A 22,336-nucleotide genomic window follows, 5' to 3' on the forward strand; every position below is an offset into this window, starting at 1 on the left:
GGACAACACGGAGTTATCGGAAAAGTCTATACATCACTAATGCCGGACGTTACGACGATTGGCCGGCGCTAGCGTCCCCAACCAGGCCGACGAGACCGCGCTTGACCCGATCGGTCCAGCCTTCATCCCGCCGCAGCACATCGTACTCTTTGTCCAAGTCCGCCGCACTAAGCTCACCCTCGAAAAACGCCGCCCCTTTCTCGGTCACCTGAATCTGGTCCTCCTCGTCTTGCACCAGCAGCCCGTAGTCGGCACACAGTACCAGCTGGTCCTCAACCACAGGATGGTCCTCTGTGACGACCTTGCCCGTCGACAATGCCGGGATCTGCCGCTCCGTCTCATCTAACTCCTGCTGAACGGTAAGCAACGCCCGCTGATAGCTCAACGCCAGCCGGTCAAGACCCTTCTCAATCGCGTCTTCGCGGTCGCCCTCGCCCAGGTCCTGACCCATGAAACTGGTGTCGGCCTCAATCTTTCTATCGCCGTGATAACCTAGGATCTCACCCGTAACCTCCGCTCGGCTGTAGAATTCGACGATATGCGTCACTTCCGTATCCGTGAGCAATCCGAGCGCGTCGGCGTTCCCCTCGTACACCTGCGATGGGACTGGGTCAAATACGGGGACACCTTGGCCGTCCGACGGCCAGGCGCGAACCCAGGTCATCCCCTCCAGTTCGGACCGGAGGGCCTTCCGCAATCGCCGGGTGTTATCGACACGCCGCTTCAGGTATAGGCCGTAGCTGCCGAGCACCCCGACCGTCGCCGGGATGAAAATCGCAAGGAAGGTACTCTCGTCAACTGCAAACCGGTCAAACGCTACGAGGGTGGCGATGCTCAGCCCCATGGAGAGCCCCCCTAAGGTCCAGTAGCGCTGCCACCAGGTCCGCATCCACGCCATAGGTTGTTTGCCGTTCGTAGCTGGCTGCCTATAAGGTTCCGCAACCGGGGTGAAACTATACTTGGGAGCAGATAGCCGTCCGAACGCGACGACAGTCAGAAGATGACGCCGCCGCGATGTACGCCCCTCTGAAATCTATCTGAGCCCGGCCCAACCTAGCTGTGGTACTGCTGGACGTACGAGAGGAAGATGAAGCTCTGCTGTAAACTCGCCGACTAGTCGAATGCGGTCGTGCAAAACCGCAACGACCTGTTGGGGTAGACGGCTGAGAAGCTCGTTACGGTAGTGTTCTGCTTGACGAAAACGCCTACCTTCTCGTCAGACTGTCGAAAAGGATAGGGGCGATTAGTACACACCATGGGTGACAGAATGAGTTAAAGGAACGTTCCAATCCGTGCAGTGGACCGCCGCTTGTAATCGGGTATGATTGGAGGCTCAATAGTGGGTGAAGGGGTGTACGAGAACGATCGTTGTTTATGTGTGGCTTCCCCTGGACGTGTCTCCTTCCACTATCAGACCAGTTGAACGGGGTTACGGGGTAGATGAGTAGTAGTGCAATGGGTCCCCTAGTTTTAACGTGGTTACAATTCACTACCAAGATATCTGCCAAAAGCACCGGAACTTGACACCACCAAACGCGGTTATTCACCGCATTGGAAAATGGGTTACCTCCGGCCGGGCAGCCGTGAAAGCATGATAGGAGGCGTCTCCGATCACGAAGTTGTACAGGCAATCGAACAGTGGATACCGAGCCAAGAGTACGACCACGAACGGAAGTTCCAGAGCGAATTGCAGGACTATCTTGACGAGGCCCTCAATAGTAGCGGCACGCTTCTCGGTGGTGGTGGCGGTGGTGTGGAGGTGTCCACCGAACGTGGAATGTCGCGGGCCGATCTTGCGATTAACGATCAGATTGGAATCGAGATGAAACGGAACCTCTCAAACAGTCAAACAAAAAAGCTCAAGGGTCAGATCGACGATCAGCGTGAGGAGTATGAGTCGGTCATTGTCGTGGCTTGCGGGATTGACGATATGGATGGTTGGCGCCGGGTCCAAAACAAAATCCAGCGTGACTCGATAGGCCTGCAGTCCCCCGTCCACTTCATCTACAAACCGCGCGAGAAGTACGGGAGTGACCCGAGTCGGCAGAACTCGAGTGGGGGGATGTTCGATTTCTGATGGGCCTTATTGGCGAGGCCCCTGCAATCCTATTTGATGTCCCTATCCCCGTTTGATCTACTTCCTATGTTAGGGCGGTCCCACTGGTCTATGCCAACCGGCCGTTCTTGGAAAAGTCTGTACGCTCCGCTCATTCGAACTACGATAGTTCTCCTTCTACTGATCTCAACGGCCTCCGCCCCCGCTAGGGCTTTAGATGCCACCGATTCGGATTCCTGTGTGACTACCTCGGGGCTTTCGGAACCAAAACCCGAGAACCTGATCAATGCCTCCGTCGAAAGAGTGGGGAACAAGAACCGTGTTCAGATCACCTACCATTTGACAGACCTCTCTGACGCTCCCTTCGAAGTGTCTCTGCCGCCGGACACGACCTTGGTCTCGAAAACTGGGTTCTCGAACCAAACCGAGTATGACTACGATCTCTCCTGGGATCATTCGACACGACGGCCATCGATCACGTTTGCGTTCAACGAAACCAGTCCGCCACCGGGGAAATCAAACGTGAACGAGCCAGCCGACTACGGCTATTCGGACACGTGGGCGCTTGCGCCGCTCCCAGAGCATTTCCAGCCCCACGTCAATCCCCAGCCGGCGGATGAAGGGGTCGCCGGGCAGAATGTGGTCTTCCTCGGTGAAGTGACCGTCCACGAGAGGGCTACCGAATGCCACCAGATTCGCCTCGTTATCCCGGAGGCAGCCAGCCTCTCCTTGCCACCGGAGGATCTCCTCGAATTGCTCGCCGGTACCGCCCAGGAATTAGACGTAGGATACCGGCATACCGTGGTCACAGCAATCGCCTCTCCGAACGAGATGTCCCGTGGCGGATTCGCTGTGGGACCAGATATGGTAGTTGATGATGATGCCTCCGTCGAGAGCGCGTCCTCCGGCAGCATGTGGATCCATGAGTACGTTCACACACGACAGGGGATGGCGCTCGATCCGGAGATGGAGTGGTTCACCGAAGCGAGCGCAATGTACTACCAATACCGCCTGCTCTACGAGCAGAATCGGATTTCGAGGGCGGAGTATGAGCGGTTCCTGGTCGACGCAAGCCGGGCTGCGAGGGATGACGTAGTACTGGCGAACAACACTTCCTGGCACGACAACAGCGAGTACGTAAATGGGGCATTGGTTCTTGCAGCCCTCGACTACCGGGTTCGTGGAGCGACGGATGGTAACAATTCTCTGGCGGACGTATTCCGATTGATGAACCAGTATCGCGGTATCGGTCAGAACGACACTGTGACGTACTCAACGTTCGCCGACACGGTGGCCAATGTCAGTGGCCAGCACATGGATCCATGGCTAGCGGGGCACGTTCGGGGTTCGGAAATTCCGCGGCCAGGGGAGGATGTCGCTGTTACGACGTTGGAGGGCAAGGTATATCGAATATCGGATAGCCCCGTATTGCTCTGGCTTGGACTGTTCGTATTGGTGGCAGTTCTGGTAATCGTCTCCCGAGAGGAATGATTCCGCGACGACCAGTGGGTTAATTATACGTTGATAACTATTGGCTGACAAATGGCGCTCCCCTTAGGAATCACTATACCGCAAGCTGCGGCCGGTGGCGCAGTACTTGTAGCGGTAAAGTATTTTGGCCCGCGCGTTGCCGATTGGTTCCATCAGCGGCGGGTGGCTCGGATGGAACGGGTTCGGGAGTGGCACCGAGAGGTACAGGACCTATTGACCGAGGTTCGGTCGACGGGCGTGAGCGTACAAAGTTCGCGGAGGATTGATCTGGACGAAATAGAGGCCCTGAAACCAGACACAGTCGATTTGCAGAAAAAGGTTGACCCGTTTCCGTTGTCAGTCCGGCGGATGGTTGACGGCGAGACGCTCGGAACAACCCGGGTGGCTGCCGGGCTCGCGTTCCACCTCACGCATCTTCCGACACCCCCCAAGGAGGACGAGGTCCCAGTGGCCAGATTGATCCGGCATCAGTATGAGATCGTCCAGCGACTTGGCCAGAACTCCGACGTGACGGTGGAAGAAGTAATGGCGGTTCTGGACGAAATCGAGGATTTGGACGGGGATGAGTTGAGCGTGTCCCCAGAAGAGGCTGAAGAGATCATGGCGGAGTTCGAGCAGAAAGCAAGGGCCCAAATCGAAGATTTAGGCGAGTTCACTGTGGACGAACTGATGGAGCTTCCGTGGGAGATGATTGACGATGTGATTGACGAGGAGGCACGCCGAGATATTGTTCGGCATGCCGTCACCCAATATTACCAGAAGGCGTTGATCGACAAGCCCCAGCAGGCAAAACGGATGCTGGAGGTGTCTGAGGAAGAGCTGCTTGGGTGACCAAACGGAATTGGCGACTCCGCAAGGTTAGGCGTGCTCGAGGACCACCATGCCGTCGTCCGTTAGCCCGTAGAGGACATGGTGAGGACGATCTCGGCCGGGTCTCGGTTGGTCACGATGCTACCAATAGGGAGATGGATTGTAAGGGTTCGGCTAGGATCGGGCCCTTGGCTTTCAGCGATACCAGAGACGACAGCGACCGCTACGCTGTTGACTCGAGAACGCACCGCAGAGAAACTCTAACAGCGACGCCCGCGTAGCGACAGCGCACCGACCACTCCCCGGTCTGCCCCTCGCTCCACGATCTCCCCGAGATACATCACTGTCAGCGGCCAGCAGTTCCCCGACTTCAGGGAGTGAGCAATTCACCCGGTTCTCCCCACCCCCGTCCGTCCAGCGAACCAGCCAACAGGCTAAGTCGCTGTTGGCCGTACTAGGACTCGAGGCGGAACGATGACTGACAACACACAGGCGACGTTCCGCGTTGTAACGGCCCACGACCAAATCCGGAAGCTGGCGGACGACCACGGTGTGAGCCCGCGGGTCGTCGAGCGACCAGACGACACCACCGAACTCCGCATCGAGACGCCGCCGGGGGCGGGGGACGCCACCTCGTGGGACGCGTTCTTCGAGCGCTTCGACGACGCCGAGCAGGTGGTCCTCTACCGGCCACCGGAGCCGAGAGAACGGGAGAACCCGGTCTTCGACGTCGTCGGCCGTGACGTAGTCGGGATCGGTCGTGACGACGAGCCACCCGACGAACCGTCCGGCGGGGACACCGAGCCGGTGGCGACCGGCGACACCGGCGACCACGAACCGGTCGCGTACGACCACGCGGGGAGCGAGGCCGGACGCGAGACCGACGAACCGGAAGACGCGTCGGTCTCATCGGCGGCCGACACCGAACACGGGCCGACGGACGCGACGGAAGGCCTCGTGCTCGACGAGATCCACGGCACCGAGCCGGGAACCGGCCGGGACCTCGACGACGAGTACCTGGTCTTCGAGAACGACGGCGGCGAGCGCCTCGACCTCTCCGGGTGGACCGTCCACAACGACGAGGGGCGGTCCTACCGGTTCCCCGAGGGAACTACGCTCGCGCCCGGGGAGCAGGTCACGCTCCACAGCGGGAGCGGGCGGGACACGGCGGACCACCGGTACTGGGACGCCGACGACGCCGTCTGGGGCGGCCTCCGGGACACGGTGACTGTCGAGACGCCGACCGGCGAGCGCGTTCTGCGCGTCTCCTACGAGGGCTGACCAGCGACGGCGCGCTGCCGCGGCGCCCCGGACGCCCGCCGTCGGTCGCTCGGACGCGGAAAGTAACGATTATACGCCGCCCTCTACACGCTTCCAGTATGCAACGACGTGCTGCAGCGGTGTCCGTCGCTCTCCTCGTTCTGCTGGCGGCCGGTTCGTTCGCCTTCATCGGCGCCGCCCAGCAGCCGGAGGTGTCGCTGGACGACCCGGACTACACGGTCGCATCGAACGAGCCGCGGACTATCGGGGGGACGGAGTACGCGTTCGGCGAGGTCACCGAGAGCTCGGCGGCCGCGAACTGGACGAACGAGTCGGCCCAGTACACGGAGACCTGGAGCGCGGAAGACACGGTCGCCTACCAGGGCGCCAACTACACGGTCGTGATCCCGAACGAGTCCGACCCGTCGACGTTCAGGCTCGAGGAGGCACAGGAGGTCGACCGTGAGACCATCGAGCAGAACGGGACGACGTACGTGGTCATCGAGGACGGCGAGAACCGCACGCTCGTGCCCCGCGACCAGTACCTCCCCGAGCCGACGGTCCACGAGTTCAGCGAGGGTGACGCCATCGACTACGAGGGCAACGACAACGAGACCTCGGTGGCGTCCGTCGCCCAGGGCGAGGTGACCATCGAGTGGTTCGCACCGATGACGAACGAGCTCACGTTCAGCGAGGGCGAGAACACCTCCATCGGTGACACCGACTACCGGGCCCACTTCGCCCAGCAGGACGGCACCCCGGTCCTCCAGTTGACGACGGACTACGAGGACTACGACGAGGACGTGGACGCCCAGACGTACTTCAACGAGCGCATCAACGGCCTCTGGGGCATCGTCATCCTGGCGTCTTCCGCGGCGGCGCTGCTGGTGATGCTCGCGTTCATGCCCTCGCGGTACTGACCCGGGGACTCCGTTTTCGTCAGCGTTAACGTGTTCCGTGGCGACGCCTCCTGCATGCAACAGCTGTTCGCGGACAGACTGGACGTCTTCGGCGTTCTCGTCGGTGCGTTCGTCGCGCTGGTCGGTCTCGGCACGCTCGTCGGCATGCCGTGGCAGTACGGCGCCGGTGGCGCAGTGACCGTACTCCAGATTCTCGGCGCGCTAGCGGCAGTCGCGCTCGGTGTCGGTCTCGCCTGGCTCACGCACACGCAGTAGCCCTGCCAGTTCTCCGCGAAACTCCCACGCGACGACCAGCGAGCAGTTGGCCCGTCGTCCCCCACGTCCGATAGCGCCTGTAGGGCATGGTAAAGGAAATGAAACGTAGGTGGGGCGGCGAGGGCGTTTCGCACTCCGTCTGTCAATTACGCTTACCGTAGGATGTCGGGGGTTCGTTCCGCTGTGGGGGATTCTTTCAGGGGATTCCACCTAGATTTTCCAGGCCGTTATCAGATGTGAACCTGTCGGGACAACGTATTTACAACATTCCTGTCACCGGGTACCATGGCCGAGAGCCATACCACGAACATCGAGGACGATATCGACGACGATGTCGTCGCCGACGTCGACGAAGACGCAGACGAAGAGATCATCGAGATACAGGAATCGCTGGCGGAACTGCACAAGTCCTCCGTCGAGATCGCCAGCTCGATCGACGAAATCACCGAACTGTCCGACGGACAGGCGGAGAACATGGCGGAGGTCTCCAGCGAAGTGTCGGAGCTGAGCGCTGCCATCGAGGAGGTCGCGGCCTCCGCCGACCAGGTGTCGTCCGCCGGCGAGGAAGCCCGCGCGAGTGCGGAGTCGGGCCAGGAGTCCGCCGACGAAGTGATCGACGCCATGGAGAGCATCCAGAGCGCCTCCGACACCGTCGCCGAGGACGTCCGGACGATCCAGCGCGGCGTCGAGAAGATCGACGAGATCACCGAGGTCATCAACGACATCGCCGACCAGACGAACCTGCTGGCGCTCAACGCCAGCATCGAGGCCGCACGCGCCGGCGAGGCGGGCAGCGGCTTCGCGGTCGTCGCCGACGAGATCAAGGAACTCGCCAGCGACTCACAGGACCAGGCCGCCGAGATCGAGGACATGGTCTCGGAGATCCAGACGGACGCCGAGAACGCCGTCGAGAACCTCGAGACGAACACCGACGAAGTGGAGGACGGTCTCGAGAAGGTCGAGGAGGCGATGCACACGCTGAACGAGATCTCGGAGGCCGTCGACGAGGTCTCCCACGGCATCGAGGAGGTCGCCAGCGCAAGCGACCAGCAGGCCGCCAGCGCGGAGGAGGTGTCCGCGATGGTCCGGGAGACCTCGGACCACGCGGCCGACGTCAGCGACGAGACGCGGGACATCGCCGCCGCCGTCGAGGAACAGACCGCGATGGTGAAGGACATCGACGACGCCGTCAACAACCTGACCGAGTGACGATGTCCGTCACCACTACGCAGGGGGACGAGCAAGTGCTGACGTTCCAGCTGGACGGCCAGGAGTACTGCGTGTCGATCACGGCGGTGGACGAGATCGTGGACTACGACCAGACGGTCACCGCACTCCCGGAGACGGACTCCCACGTCGCGGGCGTCATGGACCTGCGCGGTCGCACGACCACGGTCGTCGACCCGAAGGAGGTACTCGACACCGACGGCGACGGCGACGGTGACCACGTCGTCGTCTTCGACAGCGAGAGCGACGACGCCAACCCCGTCGGCTGGATCGTCGACTCCGTCAGCCAGGTCATCGGGTTCGACCTCGACGAGATCAACGAGGACGTCGAGAGCTCGCTCGCCCGCGGCGTCGTCCGCAACGACGACGACCGCTTCATCGTCTGGCTCGACCCCTCGGCGTTCTGAGGGGGCCGCTTCGCTCTTCGTCGCGGGTCACTGAAAAGCGGGCCGGGCGCGATTTGAACCGTCGGAACTTCGCTCCCGCTGGTCGCTCGTTCCGTACTTCAAATCGCTGCCCGCGACACGACCACGAAACGACGCGAGCGACACGGCGGTCGCTCGCGGTCGTCGTCAGAGAGAAGCGGGCCGGGCGCGATTTGAACACGCGACCGTCTGGTTAAAAGCCAGACGCTCTGCCGAACTGAGCTACCGGCCCTCGTTTCCACGTCTCTTGGCGCGACGTTAAACGTTTACCATCGCCGGAACTCGCCCGGAAGGCTTAGGCGCCCGTCGGTGGACGCCTCTCCCATGGACGACCTCCAGGAGTTCGCGTCGCGGCTGGTCGGATTCGCGTCCACGACCGGCGACGAGGCCGACGCCGCGGCGTGGTTCCGGTCGCGACTCGACGAACTCGGCTTCGAGACGTGCGTGTGGGAACCGGACGCCGCCCGCCTGGCTGCCCACCCGTCGTTCCCGGACGACCCCCGCGAAATCGACACCGAGGACCGCCCGAGCGTCGGCGGCGTCCTCGAGTTCGGCGACCCGGACGCGGGGCCGACGGTCGTACTGAACGGCCACCTCGACGTGGTGCCGGCGGACCGCGCAGTCTGGTCGTCGGACCCGTTCGAGCCGACGTGGAACGGGACGGAACTGACGGGGCGCGGCGCCGCGGACATGAAGTCCGGGCTGACCGCGTGCGTGTTCGCGGCGAAACGACTCGCCGCGGGCGGGCGACCGGACCGCGACCTGGATGGCCGCGTGGTCGTCGAGGGCGTCGCTGGCGAGGAGGAGGGCGGCGTCGGGGCGGCGGCCGCGGCGCTCGACAACCCCTACCCCTTCGAGCGCGACGCCGCGGTGATCGCGGAGCCGACGGACCTCACGCCCGTGGTCGCCTCGGAGGGGAGCCTGATGAAGCGCCTCCGAGTCACTGGGCGGTCCGCGCACGCGGCGACGCCGTGGCGCGGCGAGTCCGTGCTCCCCCACTTCGAGGCTATCGAGGCGGCCTTCGAGGACCTCGCGGCCGAGCGCGAGGCACGGGTCACGCACCCGCTGTACGAGTCGTTCCCGACGAAGTGGCCGGTGGTCTGTGGCACCGTCGACGCGGGCGACTGGGCGTCGACCGTGCCGGCGTCGCTGACCGCGGAGTGGCGCATCGGCGTCGCGCCCGGCGAGACGGTCGCCGAGGTGGAGGCCGAGTTCGACGCCGCGCTCGCCGACGTCGTCGCGGAGCGCGAGTGGCTCCGCGAGCACCCGCCAGTGTTCGAGCGGTTCTCCGTCCAGTTCGAACCCTCCGAGGTCGACCCGGACGAACCCGTCGTGCGAGCGGTCCAGAGCGCGATGGCGGACAACGGCCTCGACGACACCGAGGCCCGGGGCGTGACCTACGGCGCTGACGCCCGCCACTACGTCGACACCGGCATCCCGACGGTGCTCTTCGGTCCGGGGAGCATCGAGCAGGCGCACTTCCCGGACGAAACGGTCGACTTCCGGGAGGTGGAGGTGGCCGTCGACGTGCTCGCGGACGCGCTGCGTCGCCTACTCTGAGAAGTACTCCCGGAGCGCGTCGGCCACGACGTCGTCGGGGTCGCGGTCCAGGTCGCTGGCGTGGCGCCGGAGGTCGCGGTACACCGTCGGCGGGAGCGTGAGGCGGAGTTCGCCGGGCGTCACGCCGAGGTCCTCGAGGACGTGCTCGACGTCGCGGCCGTCGTTGACGTCGCTGGCGGCCGCCCGGACGTCCCGGACCGTGAGGTCGGTGTCGACGACGGCCCACGCGAGCAGGTAGCGGTCGTCGCCGTCGACGCGCGCGATGTGTTTCGCGGCGGAGGGCGGGATGGCACCGCGGGCGACGTGTTCGCGGACCGCCCGCGGCAGGTCGTGGACGCGCGCCCACTTCCGGATGAACGAGACGCCGACGCCCTCGCCGGCGCGTTCGGCGGCGGCCTTGTAGGAACCTTCAGCGCGCACGAGCGCGGCGCAGGCCGCGGCGCCCCGGAGCACGTGGAGGTGGCTGTCCGCGAGTTCGTTCCGCGCGAAGGCGGCGACGGTCTCTGCGGCCTCGACGACGCTGTCGGGGTCGTCGGGGTCGAACGCGACGGCGTCCCTGGCGTGGTCGCCGGTGACCCGCTCGTCGCCGCGCACGACGGGTTCGCCGACGGGTGACTCGCGGTCCGTCGGTGGTCGTCCGGCGTCCTCAGTCATGGCACTCAGTAACAGTGGCGCGCGTAAAACCCCTGTTCCTCCTCGCGGCGCTACTCCTCACGCTCCTCGCGGCGCTCGGAGAGGTACTCCCAGATCTCCGTGCAGCCGGCGCCTGTCTCGACGTCCGCGAGGTGGTCGTCGTCGCGGTCGGTGCGGTCGCTCACTCGTCGTCCCCCTCCGTCGGGACGAACAGCTCCGGGGCGACGTCGGCGGACGCGTGCTGGCGGCGGCCGCGCGGTCGTTCTGGCATGCACCCCGCTACGGTGGGGTCGCGCATAACAGTCGCTTCCCCCGCAACGCCCGCCAGTGCTGTCCGGTACCGGCGAGCCCTGACGGTGTCGGTGACGACTGGCAGGCGTTGCCCGCGCCGACGAGGGGAGGGGGACGCCACCCCGAGTGGTGGTATGGCGACGCGACTGCGACTGCTCGACGACGCCGCGTGGGTGAGCGTGAACGACCACCGCGCGGCGGGCGCCAGCGAGGTGTGGCCGGTCGCGGACTCGTTCTGTGCGTGCCCGCTGGCGTGGCTGGCGGTCGAAGCGTTCGTGGACGTCGGTGCGGACGGCCGCCGCGTGGACGCTCGCGTGACCGGGCACTGCGTGAGCTGCGGCGAGGCCGGGACGACGCCGTGGCTCCCGGTCGGGCGCGTCACCGACGACGGCTTCGCGGTCACGACGGGCGTCCGGCGGTCGCGGCGAACTTCGCCGCGGTCGCCCTGCCGCGGGGAACCTTGACACCAAACGCGGCTTGGTAAGGGTGAGAACCGACTGGACGGTATGGCCACGGACGTCGAGCGCTGGAAGGACGAGATCTACGGCAACGAGATCCGCGAACACCTGTTCAGGTTCGCGGAGGAGGGGTGGGACGCCATCCCCGAGGACGAACACGACGAGTGGTTCGAGCGGTTCAAGTGGTGGGGACTGTACCACCAGCGGAAGGGCCAGGAGTCGTACTTCATGCTGCGCATCGGGACGCCCAACGGCGTCCTCGAACCGGGCCAGCTGCGTACCGTCGCGGAGGTGGCCGACGAGTACGCCCGCGGCCCCGTCGACAATCCCGAATTCGGGGCGGCCTACTGCGACTGGACGACTCGCCAGTCCATCCAGCTCCACTGGATCAAACTGGAGGACGTCCCGGACATCTTCGAGAAACTGGAGGCCGACGGCCTCTCCGCCCAGCAGGCGTGTGGCGACTCCTGGCGCAACATCGTCGGCTGCCCGGTCGCCGGGAAAGACACCCACGAGCACCTCGACGCGTGGCCGGTCGCCGAGGAACTCCACGAGACGTTCAAGGGCAGCGACGACCACTCGAACCTCCCGCGGAAGTGGAAGGTGTCGGTCACCGGCTGCGACCAGGGCTGCGGCCAGGGCGACATCAACGACCTCGCGTTCGAACCCGCACGCAAGGACGGCGAACTCGGCTTCAACGTCCGCATCGGCGGCGGCCTCGCGCGCAAGGAACCGCGGTTCGCCCGCGACGTCGACATCTGGGTGCCCGAGGAGCGGGTCGTCGACATCGCGGACGCGGCGACGCGGCTGTTCCACGACCACGGCGACCGCGACAACCGCTTCAACGCCCGCATCAAGTTCCTCGTCGACGAGTGGGGCGCCGAGAAGGTGCGCCGCGTGCTCGACGAGGAGTACGCCGACTGGGACCTCGAGACAGCGGGCGAGGACCTCCGCGAGCAGTACACGTACAACGCCGGCGGCGACGAGCACGGCGACCACGTCGGCGTCCACGAGCAACCGGACGGCAACTACTACGTCGGGCTGAACGTCCTCGTCGGCCGGCAGGGCGTCGACGACGTCTTCGAACTCGCGGACCTCGCCGACGAGTACGGCTCCGGAGAGGTCCGGCTGACCCAGCGCCAGAACGTCATCGTCACCGACGTCCCCGAGGACGACCTCGACGACTTCCTCGCGGAGGACCTGCTCGAGCACTACTCGCCGGACCCCCACCCGTTCATGCGCGGCTCGATCGCCTGCACGGGGACGGAGTTCTGCTCGCTGTCCATCGTGGAGACGAAGAACCGCCAGGTGCGCTACGCGCGCTGGCTGAAGGAGCACGTCGACGTCCCCGACGGCGTGACGGACTTCCACATCCACCTCTCGGGCTGCACGGCCTCCTGCGCCCAGCCCCAGATCGCGGACGTCAGCCTCCGCGGGATGAAAACCCGCAAGGACGGCGAACCCGTCGAGGCCCTCGACGTCGGTCTCGGCGGCGGCCTCGGCGAACACCCGCAGTTCGCGGACTGGGTGGAGCTGCGCGTGGCCGCCGACGAGGTGCCGGGGTACATCCAGAACCTGCTCGCCGCGTTCGAGGCCGAACGCGACGGCGGGGAGACGTTCCGGGAGTTCGTCGCGCGCCACGACGAGGACGCGCTCGGTGACCTCGCGGACCCCGCGGAGACGGACTACGAGGACCCCTACATGCACAACACGAAGCTGACCTGGTACCCGTACGCCGACGAGGACGACCTGGACGCGAGTCCCGCACCGACCGACGGCGACGGGAACACCATCTCGGCGGACGACTGACGATGGCCGACCGCGTCCTCAAGGTCAACGCGTACACGACGTTCACGCTACTCGACGGCGACGTCGAGGGCCACGGCTGGCGATCAGACGCACCCGCCGTCCTGAACGTGACGACGGACGACGGCGACGTACTCCTCGAACTCGAACTCGACAACACCGAGATAGCGGCGGTCCCGTCCCACGCCGACCGCGCCCGCCTCTCGCCCGACGAGGCGCGCGAACTCGCCACGGAACTGTCGTCCTACGCCGACCGCGCCGAAGAGTAACTGTTCTCGCGGCGCTCCCCGACGGAGCGCACAGCCGTCACTCGGTGTCCTCGCCCCAGCCCGCGCGCTCGCGCCACTCGCGCTGCTGACGGCGCTCGGTGACGTGTTCCTCGCCACCAGCCAGCGAGTCGCGGACGCCGGTCTCGAACTCGCTGACGTCCGCGAGCAGGCCGTGACGGAACGCCTCGACGAGCTCGTAGCTCCACTTGTCGCCGACGGCGCCCGCCGGCAAGTGCTCGTCGCGCAGCGCGTTCGCGAACTCCTCGTGGCCGGTCTCGCGGAGCAGCCGCTCGGCGGCGTCGAGGTGGTCGACGCCGCGGCCGAGGCTGTGGTGGAACCCGAGGAGCCGACCGTACGCGCGGTAGACGTGTTCGACGCCCAGCTGGAGTTCGTGGAGCGCCTCGCGCTCCGCGGGGGTGAGGTCGTCCATACCCGTTCGTTGGACCGCGACCCGGTTATTCGTGCTGGCACCGCCGGCCGAACGGCTCCGGCAGTGGCTTTTTGGCGCGCTCGCGCGACCACCCCGTATGTCGGCTGCGTCGGCGTCACGCGGCTCCCGGTGGTTCGTCGCCGCCGGCGTCGGCTTCCTGGTCGCGTTCCAGGCCGCCGCACTCGCGGGCCTCCCCCGAACCGCGCTCGCCGTCCTCGGCGTCCACGGCTTCGTCGTCCACGTGCTCCTAGGGAAGGCGAACGCGCTCGTCCCGACGTACTTCGACCGCGACCTCGCGTTCCCCCGCGCGGCGTTCCTCGCGCTCCCGTCGACCACTCTCGGAGCGGCCGCCCTCTCCCTGTGGGCCGCGGGGTTCGCAGCCACCGCCGCCGTCGGCGCGGCGCTCTGGGCGGCGGGCGTCGCGGTCTCGCTCGCGACGCTGGCCTGGACGATCCGCGGCAACCTCTCGGGCGCGGCGACCGCCACCGGCGAGCACAACGCCCACCGCCGACAGGTCGACCGCGCCGCCAACGCCGCCGTCCCCGTCGCCCTCGCCTACCTCGCCGCCGGCACGTACGAGACGGTCGCCGCGGTCACGTCGCTCCCCACGCTCGCGGCCGCCGGCCTCCCGGGCGCGGTCCACCTGGTCGCCGCGGGCGGCGCGCTCGTCCTGCTATTCGCCGTCGGCTTCCGCCTGCTCCCGCGGTTCCTCGTCGCGTCGCCGCCCCGGGCCCTCGTCGCCGTCGTCCTCCCGACCGGCGCGCTCGCCCCCGCGCTCCTGGTCGCAGGGTTCGGTGGCGGCCCGCTGTTCCACGCGGGCGCCGCCCTCGAAGCGGTCGCCGTCGCGGGGTTCGCGGGCGCCTACGTCGCGCTGTACGCCCGCAGCGACCGCTCGCGCGTCGGCTTCCACGGCGTGCTGGCTGGCGTCCTCAGCGGCGTGGTCGGCGTCCTCCTCGGCCTCGGGTTCGCGACTGGCATGCTCGCGCCGACCGCTGGCCGCGTGCTCGCCCACCTCCGGTTGAACGTGCTCGGCCTGCTCGGCCTCAGTATCGTCGGCGTCACCTACCAGTTCTACCCGCCCACGGTCGGCGTGTTCCCCGGGAGCGACGACCGCACCGCGCTCGCGTCGATTCTCCTGCTCGCCGGCGGCCTCTGGGTGGAAGCCGGAGGTCGACTCACGGAAACCGGGGGCGTCGCTCGTCTGGGCGTCGCTCTGGGGCTGGTCGGTGCGCTGGCGTACGCCTACCTCGTCGCGAGCGCGTTCCGCGCGCGGGCGACGAAGTGATCAGACAGTGAGTCGCTCGCCGAGTTCGGGCGCGCTCGCCGCGAAGCCGTCCTCGCGCAACTCTTCACGATAGACGACACGAGCAGAGAATCGCTTTCCGGACCTCTCGACAGTATCCTCCGCCTCGGTTGATTCTTACACTCGGCCGTCGTGGACATCAGATACACTCTGGAGGTGGCGATGCCACTATCCGCTGGATAGTACCCAATTAGCTGCGCCTCTCATGCCGTCACCGTCGGCGCTTATGGAACGAGGCGGTGTCTCTCCGGTATGACCGATTCGAGGAGTTTCGTGAAGGGAACCCGGACGAGTGGAAAGAGACGGACCGATGAATTCGTCCTCTGTAGTGATCACTCTGTTCGTGCAGTCTGGCCTGGGAACCGCTGACCGGCTACCTCACCGGGTCCGCCACAGGGAGCAGACCCGAGGAGATTATCCGGCGAAGGAGGACGACGATACCGTTCTCCAGGCCGTTGGCGAAGACCGCCTGCTCGTGTGATCCGTCGTGGTCGTCGTCCGGGTAGAAGGAACTGACCAACAACGTAGTGCGGTCGACCAATAGCAGGCGGCTGATGGCGATCTCGTCGTCGATCGCGGGCCCCAGGAGCCAGTCCAGTTCGGTTTCGAACACCTTCACGGACGGCATCTCGGTATCGAGTTTGGCGATGATCGCGTCCGTTTCGCCACCGATGATCACGTCGACGCCGCGGTCGACCGCGTCGTGGAGGCGCTCGTACAACGCCTCCGTCAGAAGTTCCTCCTCGACGACCAGCAGGACGATCTCCGATTCGGCGTCCGCCAGCAGATTGTGTGTCCGGGCCTCGATGCCATCGTGGCCGGACAGCGCCCATACCTCCTGTATTCGGTCGCCATCGTCGACCTCGGGTTGGTGATCGAGTGCTTCGAGGTGTGACTGGAGGGTGTCGATCCGCGTATCGTACTGCTGACGCAGGATCGCGGTTGCCTCCTCGACGCTGACCGCGCGGAACTGCTGGGGGTTCGAGTGCTGCACTTCGACCAGCCCCTTCGACTCCAGCACTCGGACGGCGTCGTACACACGGGTCCGGGGAACCTCCGAGATCTCGCTGATTTCCTTGGCGGTCCCCGTCGAGAGTTGGGTCAGTGCCAGGAAAATCCGCGCCTCGTACTCCTTCAGCCCGAGGTCCTGCAACAGACTCACCGTCTCGGCTTTACGTTCCTCAGCTGTCATTAGGTGGTCCTGTCATGTCCTACTGGTTGAGAGGGCTAGTTCACGCTCGGTCGGAATCTGGGTGACTGACCCTCCACACTCCGAGCAGGCGTCCATCTCCTCACTGATGTACGTCGTCTCACAGGCAGGGCATGAATACGAGCCGTGGTGGCTTCACTCTCGGAATCGTGACGAGAGGTCGGTGGCTCGGCCTGTGTGCGCTCACCGAGTCGGGACAGCCACGTGTGGAAACGTCGGCTCATAGGGTTACGGCCATACCGCGGGCAGTTCGTCTTCGTAGTCGGCCATCAACCGGGCCAACGGCGCGTTCTCGTCGAAGTTGGGTCCCCGCCGGATCGTGTGGGTGTCCGCATCCCGCACGATGTAGCCTGCCTCGGCGAATATGGGCAGGTGCACGTGATACAGGGCCGTGCGCATCTCTGCGAGGGTAGCATCGTCGACGGCGTCCGGGTCGCTGTCGGTGTGCCAGGCGGCAACCTGCTTGGCGAGGGGCTCGAAGGTGACAGGATCATCCTGCTCGGCGAGGTAGTACAGGACAGACCGACGAACGGGGTCTGCCAAAGCGCTGAAGGTGTTGGTTACCGCCTTGGTTGATCCAGCCATACTCTGGCAAGGGCGTACTAACGAATAACCTCTTCTTTCAGGATAATCAACGCATTTGAAATATCCAACCATACTCGAATATGAGTAGATATATTGAAATCTAGATGCGGCCAGTGGCGTAGTCGAGGCGGCTTAAATTTGAAATATTCAAGCGATTCCCCTGCTATCCTTTATCAGTGACCGACCCGTCGTCGGTGTCGTCGTCTTCCGCGGCGTCGGGGCCCGTCCGTGGATAGAAGTGGTCCCACGACTGGACCTGCGTCTCGGAGATGATCTCGGAGCTGTTGATGGTCAGGCCCAAGCCCGCCAGTTCGTTGCGGATCTCTTCGATCTCCCTGACCGTGCCGGCGACGATCTCGACGTGAACGTTCCGTTCGCCCCCGAGCAACTCCCGGGTGGTCACCACTCCCTGAACGTCGAGGATCTGTTCGGTCAGCGATTCCAGCTCGTTCGGATCAATCGTGCAGACGAACATGACGTGGAGTGGGTAGCCCGCTTGCTCGTAGTTGACCTCGGGGTAGTAGCCCCGGATCACGCCCTCGTCTTCGAGTGTGTCGAGGCGATTCCGGACTGTCGTGGAGGTCACGTCCACCTTCTCGGCGATCTCCGTATCGGTCTGTCGGGCGTTGAGCTGGAGTTGGTGCAGGATGCTCCGGTCCACGTCGTCAATCGGCCTATCGTCCATACCATGCCTTTGGAGGGCGAGAATGAAAAGGTCGCGTGGCCCCTTCACATCGGAGTATTCGCCCTGCCGAGGGCGTTCAGGACAACGAAAACCTGTTTCACTCCCAACGCTGAACACGGAAACCTGTTTCACTCCCAACGCTGAACACGGAAACCGTCTTGGCAACGACCGCCTGTGAGTGCTTTCGGTAGGACTCACAGATTAGACAGTGAGGCGCTCACCGAGATCGGGTGCCCGGGCATCGTATCCATCCCCGCGGAGTTCCACACGATTGACGACACGAACACAGAATCGCTTTCCAGACCTCTCGACAGTATCCCCCGCCTCGGTTGATTCTCACACTCGGCGTTATCGGCCGCAAGAAGGCGTAATACTGTTGTTTCGTTTTGGTTGTGGGGTTGTGTGTTTGTGTTCTGCGTGGGCGTTGATTTGTTGTGGGTTGGGTGGTGTGGGGGTTTTCTGGTTGATTTGGGCTTGTTATTGGTTGTGGTCAGGGGGTGTCTGGTGGTTTTTCTGTGTTTGGTGGGTTTTCACAGGCCGCTTCCGTCATGTGGTTTTCCGGATTCTCTTGAGGGGGGTTTGTTCGCGTATCTTCTTTGGTTTGGGTATTGGGTTCAATTCACCTGGGTTGGGGTGATAGACGGTCTGTATTTGTTGATCGTGGGTTGTATTCGCGTTCTCTCTTGTGGGGGCGGGGGGTTCACGTATCGAATTGGATTTGTTGTCTATGGTTTTCTTGCGGTCTGTGGAGTCGAGTGTGAGATTGATCGAGTCGGTGAGGGCCATCGAGAGGGGTGCTTGTTGGCGGAGAGGAGGTCGGTCCGTGTGTGTGGGTTTTGGTTCGCGAGTGCAGGGGTCTGCAGCTTGGGTCAGGGAGTGTTGGAGGATCACTGATTGTTCGACAGGGCTATTCTTCTGGGATAGCTGGTTCGCAGAGTTGCGCACTTAGGACCGAAGTGTTCCATAAATCGACCATACGCCGGCCGCTGGGAGGTACGTACAGAGCGCCCCGACAACGAAGAGGGCCAGGAAGGTGTTGAGCGCCCACCAGCCCGTCGTAGCGTACACAGCAATGAAGGACGCAACTCCGCTCAGGTGTGCGAGCAGGGCGGGGGTCGTCGACTCGAGTTCGAAACTCCCCCAGACCCCGAAGAGGGCTCCGAGGACGACGAACACGTACCCGAGTAGCCCACCGAGTGCGTCAGCATTCATCGGTTGTCGGATCGTGAACTCGTAGTAGTTCTCCTGGTAGTCCACGTAGTAGCGCCCGTATCCCGGGGGTGCGGAGGTGTCAGCTGCGCTCGGTAACTCTGTGACCTGATGTTCCATTCCTCGAATCGTGGTTCTGTTGGCTGGGGCTTCGAACGCCCGTAGAAAGGCTTCTTGTGCAGCTGCTGGGAGTTCAGTAAACTGGTAGACGACGTCGACTCCGGGTTCTGCCGAGTGGGCGGCGTCGGTTGCCGCGGCCTGCGTCGTCGCCTCCACACTATACGTGAACTCGGTTAAACTAACGAAATGCGTGGCTTGCCCGCCGAAGACCACCATCCCAAGGCCGATGCCGACTACCAGAATCGGCCAGCGCTGAGCGGGAATCCCGGACACTGTTAGTCAGCCTTCACATCACACCGGAAAATGCTTTGTCTGCAGTAAGCCATAAGGGGGGACTCTCTATTTCTCGGAGAACTGCCATCCAGGTTTCGTCACGGGGTATGACGAGTGCCCTTCGCGCCCGCTGGCTTTCACCGGTCAAGAATCGCCGGGTGGCGGCGATTTCCAGGGTGCTTGGTGAATGAGTCCGTGTATGAGTTTCGTCATGCAGTGTGACAAACGCGGCTTGACCATCAGTTCACGAAGTCGCTAAGCCTGGACAACCCATCGGTTGGTGATCGGACGTTGCGATTGGATCGCTCGATGCAGAGCGTGACGGGTGTCACTGTGATAGGCCACTCGCGGTTTTTGTTGTGTACTGTGAGTTATCTAGTGCCGTATGGTCGTGCTCAATCGACACATATTTGAAATCGACAAGTGTCTCCTCACTCAGTTCCGTCTTATGACCCACTTGGCTGCACGTCCGTTCATTCCTCTCGTTGCAGTCGTCGCGACCGCATAGCGACGGCCGGATAGCAGCAGCACTCGGGTTGCCTCACTTCACTACGGATTCCGTAGTCGCACGTACTCAACATGAACCCTAACACAAATGCAGACCGCCACCGGGTCTTTGGTCGCCTACGATCAGGCCCTCTCTGGACGCCGAATCGATTCGCCTCACGAGGTAGCAACAGTCGATAGACTATCAGTAGTTCTCTGTCCTGCTGCCCGGACTCACAGTGATAATCCCTGCAGCGGTGGAGATTCGCCCACGTTTGCTGGTGAACAACTGGCGTATTTCTCGGTGGGGCGGTGGCTATGAGCCAGCAACAGGACGCAGTGGCTACTGTCGACGCAGATAGATCGTCTCCCTGGAATAACCGGGATTTTCTCCGTCTGTTGTTCGGGCGGTTCGTCACGAACGCGGGTGACAGCCTCTACACGATTGCTGGCACATGGCTTGTATATGACCTCACGGGGTCGAGTTTCTATACAGGTCTTGCCGGAGCGTTGCTTCTCTTGCCACCAGCGCTTCAGTTCGTCTCTGGACCCCTTGTCGACCGATGGCCGCTTATCCGGACCCTCGTCTGGACACAGCTAATCCAGGCAGTGCTCATCCTGTCGATCCCTGTTGCGGCCTACTTCAATCGCCTCACTGTCGAGGTGGTTCTGCTGACGATTCCTCTCCTCTCGTTTCTGAATCAGTTCGTGTATCCCGCTCAGAACGCGGCACTCCCTCGAATCGTCGATGAGAGCCAGCTGACCAGTGCCAACTCCGCGTTCTCGTTCGCCAATCAGGGAACGAACATGGTGTTCGATGCACTCGGTGGTGTACTCATTGCTCTGATTGGAGCTGTCTCGCTGTTCGTTCTCGATTCTATTACGTTCGTTATCGCGGTTCTCTCGTTCGTCGGTGTTACTGTTCCCGAGCGGTCCGAGACGATCGATGAACGGCCTGCAATCGACGTCTCCGGGTATCTATCCGACCTCCGAGATGGCGTGCAGTGGCTTCGAGGGACGGTTTTCACCGAAATGATGCTCACCACAGCGGTCACCAACTTCGGCACTGGTGTGATGCTCGCTGTTCTCCCAGGGTTCGCAGCTGCTCGTGGTGGCTCGATACTCTATGGAGCCTTACTCGGGGCGATCGGGGCGGGGGGGCTCACCGGCGCGCTGGTTGCTTCCCGGTTGATCCACATCAGGTATGGCTCGATCCGAATCTTCGGACTCGGGATCGGATTTGTCATGTGGCTTGTCGCGGTCTACTCACCTTGGACAGCACTGACGGTCGTTCTGTTTGGTCTGACAGGAGTCCCGATGGGTGTCACGAACGTGATGGGTCAGACGCTTATACAGACGGTCACCCCTGAGGATCTTCTTGGCAGGGTCACGTCTGTTGACGCGAGCGTCGGAACTCTCACGGTGCCGTTCGGGTCGCTCCTCGGTGGTGTTGCAGGGAGTACCGTCGGGGTCGTACCGACGATGGCAGTCGCTGCGTTCAGCTTTGCGTTCGTCAGCCTCTACTTCAGCCTTCGACCTCGCTTACGCCGTCTGCCAGCAGTCGACAATATCGAAGAAGAGGCGTTCGTTCTCCGCGAGACGGCTCAATCGCCAGCGAATAGCGCCGAGTAGGATAGTGAGCATTCGATTCTCTTCGTTGGTTCGAGAAGGGGCTCTATCGATAGGTATTGGCCAGGCGTATGACGATTGACCGGGAATGATTCTCGGCGAAGGACATCGAAGAGGGAGAGTGGAGCCTGAAGATACGTAGCTCGACGAACGATACCGGTACTGAGCGATAGGAGTCTCTTTCTATCTCCCGTAGGGACGGTGTCCGGGTTTCGTCACAGGGTATTACTGGTTTCTTCAGGTCCGTCTCTGATAGCGGGGTTTCGACAGATTGCGTCAGGTCGGGCTGTCGAAGGCCCGGAGTACGTCCTTTCATTCGAGGGGGGTCGTGTCGATTGGCTTTGGGTCCTGTTCGAGGACGTGACCGAGTGCCAGCTAGCGGCGCTCCGACTCGCACTCGAGCGCGCCTACTACGAACAATCCCGGCGGACGTCACTCCGCGACTTGGCCGAGCAGACTGCCGCTGCACGCTCGACCTACGAGGAACACCTCCGGAAAGCGGAGAACAAACTGCTGACGAACGCGGGGCAGTTCCTGCGGCTGGTCACCGCAGCGTCCCCGGCTGATCCACTGGGAGTCTCGGAGACCAGAGGGGCTGCCGACTAGGCCACCTGTAGTTCCGGGAAGCCCTGGTCACCCTATTGGTTCGCGAACTTGCTCGCTTGTTCGTCTTATTGCTGGTTGGGGGGTGATTCCTCCCCAATTTTCAGACGCCGAAGAATATACTGGAAGGGCTCGATTTCTTCGTGGTCGACGACAAGTTCGGCAATTGCTGCGAATGGTATCGCGACCAGTACGACGACGACGACCATTTCCAGGGTGAACGGTTCGTCCGTAGTGAGCCCGATGGCGAGGAGATCCTCGATAACACCCATTAGTATCCCGATGACGAGGAACTCGAGGAAGCGGGCGATATGCCTGCGTTTCATACGAAGCCCTTGGGCT

At 63.4% G+C, this 22,336-nt stretch carries 23 protein-coding genes, 1 tRNA gene and 1 pseudogene; 15 read left to right on the forward strand and 10 right to left on the reverse strand.

Going from position 1 to position 22,336, the window contains the following annotated elements; translation table 11 throughout:
• Window positions 1-49: 49 nt before the first annotated feature.
• Window positions 50-844, reverse strand: coding sequence for a hypothetical protein (locus tag LT965_RS08110; RefSeq protein ID WP_232703513.1), 795 nt, complete (start codon window positions 842-844; stop codon window positions 50-52).
• Between the two features lie 747 nt (window positions 845-1,591).
• Here LT965_RS08110 and LT965_RS08115 point away from each other — a divergent pair.
• From LT965_RS08115 to LT965_RS08150, 8 genes are all read left to right on the forward strand, one after another.
• Complete coding sequence (locus LT965_RS08115; RefSeq protein ID WP_232703514.1) at window positions 1,592-2,077, forward strand: hypothetical protein; 486 nt, start codon at window positions 1,592-1,594, stop codon at window positions 2,075-2,077.
• Between the two features lie 219 nt (window positions 2,078-2,296).
• A complete protein-coding gene (locus LT965_RS08120; RefSeq protein ID WP_232703515.1) occupies window positions 2,297-3,547 on the forward strand; it encodes a M61 metallopeptidase family protein in 1,251 nt (416 codons plus the stop codon).
• A 237-nt stretch (window positions 3,548-3,784) separates the two neighbouring features.
• Window positions 3,785-4,378, forward strand: coding sequence for a hypothetical protein (locus LT965_RS08125; protein ID WP_232703516.1), 594 nt, complete (start codon window positions 3,785-3,787; stop codon window positions 4,376-4,378).
• Window positions 4,379-4,831: 453 nt separating this feature from the next.
• Window positions 4,832-5,638 (forward strand): lamin tail domain-containing protein, encoded by an 807-nt coding sequence (locus tag LT965_RS08130; protein WP_232703517.1) that lies wholly within the window; start codon window positions 4,832-4,834, stop codon window positions 5,636-5,638.
• Window positions 5,639-5,736: 98 nt separating this feature from the next.
• Window positions 5,737-6,537 (forward strand): hypothetical protein, encoded by an 801-nt coding sequence (locus LT965_RS08135; RefSeq protein ID WP_232703518.1) that lies wholly within the window; start codon window positions 5,737-5,739, stop codon window positions 6,535-6,537.
• A 54-nt stretch (window positions 6,538-6,591) separates the two neighbouring features.
• Window positions 6,592-6,792: a DUF8123 family protein gene (locus tag LT965_RS08140; RefSeq protein ID WP_232703519.1), complete on the forward strand. Its 201-nt coding sequence runs from the start codon at window positions 6,592-6,594 to the stop codon at window positions 6,790-6,792.
• Between the two features lie 285 nt (window positions 6,793-7,077).
• Window positions 7,078-8,001: a methyl-accepting chemotaxis protein gene (locus LT965_RS08145; RefSeq protein ID WP_232703520.1), complete on the forward strand. Its 924-nt coding sequence runs from the start codon at window positions 7,078-7,080 to the stop codon at window positions 7,999-8,001.
• Window positions 8,002-8,003: 2 nt separating this feature from the next.
• A complete protein-coding gene (locus LT965_RS08150) occupies window positions 8,004-8,426 on the forward strand; it encodes a chemotaxis protein CheW (RefSeq protein ID WP_232703521.1) in 423 nt (140 codons plus the stop codon).
• Window positions 8,427-8,602: 176 nt separating this feature from the next.
• On the opposite strand, the gene LT965_RS08155 is transcribed toward LT965_RS08150, so the two are convergent.
• Window positions 8,603-8,676 (reverse strand) — tRNA-Lys (locus tag LT965_RS08155).
• Between the two features lie 92 nt (window positions 8,677-8,768).
• Here LT965_RS08155 and LT965_RS08160 point away from each other — a divergent pair.
• Window positions 8,769-10,004 (forward strand): M20 family metallopeptidase, encoded by a 1,236-nt coding sequence (locus LT965_RS08160; protein ID WP_232703522.1) that lies wholly within the window; start codon window positions 8,769-8,771, stop codon window positions 10,002-10,004.
• On the opposite strand, the gene LT965_RS08165 is transcribed toward LT965_RS08160, so the two are convergent.
• Window positions 9,996-10,658: a DUF7119 family protein gene (locus LT965_RS08165; protein ID WP_232703523.1), complete on the reverse strand. Its 663-nt coding sequence runs from the start codon at window positions 10,656-10,658 to the stop codon at window positions 9,996-9,998. The genes LT965_RS08160 and LT965_RS08165 overlap by 9 nt on opposite strands.
• Window positions 10,659-10,708: 50 nt before the next feature.
• Entirely contained in the window at window positions 10,709-10,822 is a 114-nt protein-coding gene (locus LT965_RS16760; protein ID WP_489886068.1) for a DUF8595 family protein, read from the reverse strand.
• 240 nt (window positions 10,823-11,062) lie between these two features.
• Between LT965_RS16760 and LT965_RS08170 the strand changes: the two genes are divergently transcribed.
• Genes LT965_RS08170 through LT965_RS08180 form a run of 3 tightly spaced genes read left to right on the forward strand, consistent with a single transcriptional unit; the run spans window position 11,063 to window position 13,461 of the window.
• Window positions 11,063-11,392, forward strand: coding sequence for a DUF8134 family protein (locus tag LT965_RS08170; RefSeq protein WP_232703524.1), 330 nt, complete (start codon window positions 11,063-11,065; stop codon window positions 11,390-11,392).
• A 42-nt stretch (window positions 11,393-11,434) separates the two neighbouring features.
• Window positions 11,435-13,195, forward strand: a complete 1,761-nt coding sequence (locus LT965_RS08175) for a nitrite/sulfite reductase (RefSeq protein WP_232703525.1) — start codon at window positions 11,435-11,437, stop codon at window positions 13,193-13,195.
• Between the two features lie 2 nt (window positions 13,196-13,197).
• Window positions 13,198-13,461, forward strand: a complete 264-nt coding sequence (locus tag LT965_RS08180) for a DUF6360 family protein (RefSeq protein WP_232703526.1) — start codon at window positions 13,198-13,200, stop codon at window positions 13,459-13,461.
• A gap of 37 nt (window positions 13,462-13,498) precedes the next feature.
• On the opposite strand, the gene LT965_RS08185 is transcribed toward LT965_RS08180, so the two are convergent.
• Window positions 13,499-13,891, reverse strand: a complete 393-nt coding sequence (locus tag LT965_RS08185; protein ID WP_232703527.1) for a hypothetical protein — start codon at window positions 13,889-13,891, stop codon at window positions 13,499-13,501.
• 97 nt (window positions 13,892-13,988) lie between these two features.
• On the opposite strand from LT965_RS08185, the gene LT965_RS08190 reads away from it, so the two are divergent.
• Complete coding sequence (locus LT965_RS08190) at window positions 13,989-15,176, forward strand: hypothetical protein (protein ID WP_232703528.1); 1,188 nt, start codon at window positions 13,989-13,991, stop codon at window positions 15,174-15,176.
• 391 nt (window positions 15,177-15,567) lie between these two features.
• Here the strand turns inward: LT965_RS08190 and LT965_RS08195 are convergent, their stop codons facing one another.
• From LT965_RS08195 to LT965_RS08210, 4 genes are all read right to left on the reverse strand, one after another.
• A complete protein-coding gene (locus tag LT965_RS08195) occupies window positions 15,568-16,386 on the reverse strand; it encodes a TrmB family transcriptional regulator (RefSeq protein ID WP_349292062.1) in 819 nt (272 codons plus the stop codon).
• A 246-nt stretch (window positions 16,387-16,632) separates the two neighbouring features.
• On the reverse strand, window positions 16,633-16,989 hold the full coding sequence (locus LT965_RS08200; protein ID WP_232703529.1) for a DUF7344 domain-containing protein: 357 nt from the start codon (window positions 16,987-16,989) through the stop codon (window positions 16,633-16,635).
• 163 nt (window positions 16,990-17,152) lie between these two features.
• Entirely contained in the window at window positions 17,153-17,674 is a 522-nt protein-coding gene (locus tag LT965_RS08205) for an Lrp/AsnC family transcriptional regulator (RefSeq protein ID WP_232703530.1), read from the reverse strand.
• A gap of 945 nt (window positions 17,675-18,619) precedes the next feature.
• Window positions 18,620-19,276: a DUF7979 domain-containing protein gene (locus tag LT965_RS08210; protein ID WP_232703531.1), complete on the reverse strand. Its 657-nt coding sequence runs from the start codon at window positions 19,274-19,276 to the stop codon at window positions 18,620-18,622.
• Window positions 19,277-20,080: 804 nt separating this feature from the next.
• Between LT965_RS08210 and LT965_RS08215 the strand changes: the two genes are divergently transcribed.
• Both LT965_RS08215 and LT965_RS08220 read left to right on the forward strand, forming a co-directional pair.
• On the forward strand, window positions 20,081-21,394 hold the full coding sequence (locus LT965_RS08215; RefSeq protein ID WP_232703532.1) for an MFS transporter: 1,314 nt from the start codon (window positions 20,081-20,083) through the stop codon (window positions 21,392-21,394).
• Between the two features lie 345 nt (window positions 21,395-21,739).
• Window positions 21,740-21,997, forward strand: a pseudogene (locus LT965_RS08220) (helix-turn-helix domain-containing protein); the annotation flags it as partial.
• A 65-nt stretch (window positions 21,998-22,062) separates the two neighbouring features.
• On the opposite strand, the gene LT965_RS08225 reads toward LT965_RS08220, so the two are convergent.
• Window positions 22,063-22,320, reverse strand: a complete 258-nt coding sequence (locus LT965_RS08225; RefSeq protein WP_232703534.1) for a hypothetical protein — start codon at window positions 22,318-22,320, stop codon at window positions 22,063-22,065.
• Window positions 22,321-22,336: the final 16 nt, after the last annotated feature.

This window comes from Halobacterium wangiae, assembly GCF_021249345.1.
GTDB classification, from domain to species: Archaea; Halobacteriota; Halobacteria; order Halobacteriales; family Halobacteriaceae; genus Halobacterium; species Halobacterium wangiae.